At 65.2% G+C, this 4,210-nt stretch carries 4 protein-coding genes; 2 read left to right on the forward strand and 2 right to left on the reverse strand.

Going from position 1 to position 4,210, the window contains the following annotated elements; all coding sequences use genetic code 11:
• Positions 1 to 806: 806 nt before the first annotated feature.
• A complete protein-coding gene (locus tag ACLP4W_RS25310) occupies positions 807 to 1,631 on the forward strand; it encodes an esterase/lipase family protein (RefSeq protein WP_442390135.1) in 825 nt (274 codons plus the stop codon).
• Between the two features lie 292 nt (positions 1,632 to 1,923).
• On the opposite strand, the gene ACLP4W_RS25315 is transcribed toward ACLP4W_RS25310, so the two are convergent.
• Positions 1,924 to 2,175: a hypothetical protein gene (locus ACLP4W_RS25315; protein WP_442390136.1), complete on the reverse strand. Its 252-nt coding sequence runs from the start codon at positions 2,173 to 2,175 to the stop codon at positions 1,924 to 1,926.
• A 104-nt stretch (positions 2,176 to 2,279) separates the two neighbouring features.
• Positions 2,280 to 3,044, reverse strand: a complete 765-nt coding sequence (locus ACLP4W_RS25320) for an SOS response-associated peptidase (protein ID WP_442390137.1) — start codon at positions 3,042 to 3,044, stop codon at positions 2,280 to 2,282.
• Positions 3,045 to 3,088: 44 nt separating this feature from the next.
• Here ACLP4W_RS25320 and aroA point away from each other — a divergent pair.
• A partial coding sequence (aroA, locus tag ACLP4W_RS25325) for a 3-phosphoshikimate 1-carboxyvinyltransferase (protein WP_442390138.1) occupies positions 3,089 to 4,210 on the forward strand: 1,122 nt, incomplete at its 3' end.

Below are 4,210 nucleotides of genomic sequence, written 5' to 3' on the forward strand. Positions count from 1 at the left end.
TGTATCCGCTTGCGGGAAAAGAACTTAATTGTGGAGCTTCGGGTGTGGAGTGACACGGGCTGGAATCCCAGACGACGCGTCGACGGCCTGCCCGATCCGCTTTAGGCGACCGGCGACCGGCGACCACGCTGACACCGCCCGCTAAGCTCCCGTGACGGTCAGCGCTAGGGCGGCAAACCTCACCGGACCGACACGGTGGCCGCTTGGTGGTGGATCTCTGCCACAAAGCGCTCGCCACGATTATCGGCGATCACATACCGCCCGGCTGCGATCAATGTCGTAAGTCCGCGCGAATGCACGATGTGCCGAGCGTCGGATTCGTGCGGGATGTCGCGCACACAATGCCCGTGCGAGGTTACAACTTCCCACATTATGGCGCCGCGTTCCGGGAAGTGACGCGATTTTCGTGCGCATCGCGCATCGCTACCGCCCCTCTGTCTGTATTGGCCAAAGCCTCCCGGTGTAGCGCAACGGTGTCATCACGGTTGCCCCCCAACCCTCCCCCGGCTAGCCGGAAATTCCTGGTGCCGGTGAGCGCCCACCTCCAGCGGATGTTGTGTCGATTGCTGTCAGCGTTAGCGAGGACGACTGCGGCACAGCTTGATTCGACACCCCTTCCGGCTACCAAGTAGCGCGCATCCCCTGCGGACCCGTATACCAAACTGCGGCTGGCATTGACGACTCATGACCCACCGACCGCCATTGTCAATGTGATACGGGTTACACAAAGAAGGTGGGACATGTCGCAAGCGCAGCCGACAATAAGGCAACCGGCACGCGTCCGCAGTTCGCAGAGGCGGACGGACATGACGGCTCGACTCCGCGGGGGTGGCGCCGCCCGCGCGGCGGTTCAGATGGTGGCGCGTGCCGCGATGGTGCAGGCGCAGGAGGCGGCGATGTTGCTGTCGGCAGCCGCGACAGCGCCGCTACGCCTCGTCCGTAGTAACTATGAGTCTGCAGATAGTGTGTCGCCGGAGGCAAGCACGCAAGACGCACCCACGCATCCTGTGCTGCTCGTCCACGGATTCGGCGGGGCCAAGTCGAGCTGGTCCTTGGTTGCGCAAGCCCTCAGTGCCGAGGGCCTAATCGTCGACGCGATGACCTATGCGCCGCTCGGAAATTCGGTGGAGCAACTCGCTGACCGGCTGGTCGCCCGGGTAGAAAAGATATTGGCTCGAACCGGTGCCCCCAAGGTGCATCTGGTCGGCCACAGTCTAGGCGGTGTTATTGTCGCGCAAGCTATCTCGGACCCGCGTTTGCATAGGCGAGTCGACACCGTGATCACCTTGGGGTCGCCGTTTGGCGGGTCGCCCTGGGCGGGTGTGCTGCCGGTTGTCGAGATGGTCCGGGCGCTGCGGCCGGGGTCGCCGCTGTTGCGTCGGCTCGCATCCACGCCATTGCCTGACGGCGTGCGGTGGCTGTCAGTGACAGCCGCACTCGACATCATAGTGCCCGGCCTGCGGTCTGTGCCGTCCCACGCCCAGGTGGAGACCATCACGGTCAACGGCGTCGGCCACCTCGGGATGCTCTTGAGTCGGCGGGTGATCGGGTGCATCGCCGCCGCATTGTGCGCAGACGGGACGGCTACCGCCGCGGAGCCGATGATGCGTCTGTTGCCAAGCGCCTCTTGACAATCCGCGACCGCGCCAAACCGGCGAGTGAGTGTGGGCACCCGCTTCCAGGCCTCCTGCGACCATCTGTGAACTTCGCTTGACAAACTGATATTGATAATCTTGGCATGCACTATCGCAATGAAGAGATCGCGACTGGCACTCGGCATCATCTGGACCAGTGTGCTATCACTTTGCGCCGCAATGCTTGAACAGCGTCACCAGTACACGACTAGTCACTGCGGTCCTGCACCCAACAACGAAGCCCGGCCCGCCGTTGATGGTCCGCTCATCCTTCAGCGTGCCCTCGAAATCAATACTCTGCGTCCTCCAGTTTGGTCAATTGCCAGTCGAACCAAGCCGTCGCATAACGGATCTGTTTCGTGACCTCGTCGATCTTTTCAGGAATGAGGCCCAACTGGTCGACGGTCTGCTCGGCGACATGGCGCGGGTGATCACGTAGTCCCTCGGTTCCACAACCGCAGGACACTTCCGGGTCATCGAGCTGCCCGGTTGCGCGGTGGTTCTCGATGATTTGACGGATAGCCGCAACGAGATCAGGCATGGCAGATCCCCTACTCGTGTAGAGACGGTTAAGTCCCGCCTGCGAGCCCGGTTCCGTCCCGAAACGACAAAGATGGGCTGACTGTTGTCTTGTGCAGACAATCCTTACAGCAGGGTCGCCTGTTCGGGCTGCGGGTCAACCGGCTCGAGCAGCTCGGGCCCGTTATTGCGAACACTGTTGACCAGCGTCGACACCTGGCGCAGCTGGATCCCTTTCACATCCGGCGGACGGGCCAGCAGCTCGGGATCCAGCGGGGCATCGGGATTCAGCCAGGCATCCCAGTCGGCTGCGGCCAGCATCAGCGGCATCCGGTCATGAATCTCGGCCAGCTCGCCCACGGCGTCGGTCGTGATAATCGTGCAAGTCAACAGCGGTGCGGCATCCTTGGCGGGCTTCCACACCGACCACAGGCCCGCCGCGAACAGCGGCTCACCGTCGCCGCGGAACATGTAGAACGGCGTCTTGCGGGACTTCTGACCGGCCTGAGTGTCGGGGTTGACGCGCCACTCGTAGTAGCCGTCCATCGGGACCAGGCAACGCTTGGACTTGGCGCTCGACCGGAAAGCCGGCGAGCTGGTGACCTTGTCCGCGCGGGCGTTGATCAACAGCGGCCCCTTGTTCTCGGGCGCCCCCTCGGGACCGGGTTTGGCCCACGGTGGAACCAGTCCCCAGCGCATCAGCCGCACCCGGCGAGTCGGCTCGTCGTCGGGCTCATTGTGACGGGTGACGACAGTGGCGATCGTGGTTGTGGGCGCCACGTTGTAATTGGGCGCCCCGGCACCGGGCGCGGCACCAGTCGTCTCGTCGATCGCCTTGATTTTCTCGGCCAGCAGGGCCGGATCGGTGGTCACCGCAAACCGTCCGCACATACGTCCCATGGTGGCAGAACCCGGTGACAGGCAATGATGGACCGGTGAGTATGTGGACGGCCCCATGCGCGCCGAAACCGGTGCACGCGACCGTGACCGTTCCGGGTTCGAAGTCGCAGACCAACCGGGCGCTGGTGCTGGCCGCACTGGCGGCCGCGCAGGGCCAGGGCACCTCGACCATCGGCGGAGCGCTGCGCAGCCGGGACACCGACCTGATGATCGGGGCGTTGAACGCCCTGGGCTTAAGCGTCGACGGGGCCGGATCCGAATTGACGGTAACCGGCCGAATCGCACCCGGGCCCAACGCCCGGGTGGATTGCGGCCTGGCCGGCACGGTTTTGCGTTTCGTTCCGCCGCTGGCAGCGCTCAGCGCCGCCCCGGTCACCTTCGACGGTGACGAGCAGGCCCGGGCCCGGCCCATCGCGCCACTGCTGGACGCGTTGCGCGGTCTCGGCGTCCGGATCGACGGCACCGGCCTTCCCTTCCGGGTGCAGGGCAGCGGGTCGGTCGCAGGCGGCGCCGTGTCCATCGATGCCTCGGCGTCGTCGCAGTTCGTGTCCGGTCTGCTGTTGTGCGCGGCCTCGTTCACAAACGGCCTGACCGTCCAACACACGGGGTCGGCGCTGCCGTCGGCGCCGCACATCGCGATGACGATAGTGATGCTGCGGCAGGCCGGAATCGACGTCGACGATTCTGTCCCCAACCGCTGGCGGGTGCACGCCGGCGCGGTCGCGGCCCGGCACTGGGAAATCGAACCCGACCTGACGAATGCCGTCCCCTTCCTGGCCGCGGCCGTCGTCAGCGGCGGGACGGTGCGCATTACCGGCTGGCCCGCGACCAGTGTGCAACCCGCCGACAATATTCTGAGCGTCTTGGGCAAGCTGAACGCCGTTGTCAGTCAAACCGATTCGGGCCTGGAGGTGCGGGGGTCAGCGGACTACCCCGGTTTCGACGTCGACCTGCGGGCCGTCGGTGAACTGACACCGTCGGTGGCTGCACTGGCCGCGCTGGCAACCCCGGGATCGGTGTCACGGCTCACCGGCATCGCCCACCTCCGGGGCCACGAAACCGATCGGCTCGCCGCGCTGAGCAGCGAGATCAACCGCCTGGGCGGCGACTGCACCGAAACGCCGGACGGTCTGGTGATCACCGCGACACCGTTGCGG

Source organism: Mycobacterium sp. (assembly GCF_052145595.1).
GTDB lineage: Bacteria > Actinomycetota > Actinomycetes > Mycobacteriales > Mycobacteriaceae > Mycobacterium.

Excerpts from the sequence above, each read along its gene's own strand:
- ACLP4W_RS25310 (WP_442390135.1), top strand. The coding sequence starts at position 807 with ATGACGGCTCGACTCCGCGGGGGTGGCGCCGCCCGCGCGGCGGTTCAG.
- ACLP4W_RS25315 (WP_442390136.1), bottom strand. The coding sequence starts at position 2,175 with ATGCCTGATCTCGTTGCGGCTATCCGTCAAATCATCGAGAACCACCGC.
- ACLP4W_RS25320 (WP_442390137.1), bottom strand. The coding sequence starts at position 3,044 with ATGTGCGGACGGTTTGCGGTGACCACCGATCCGGCCCTGCTGGCCGAG.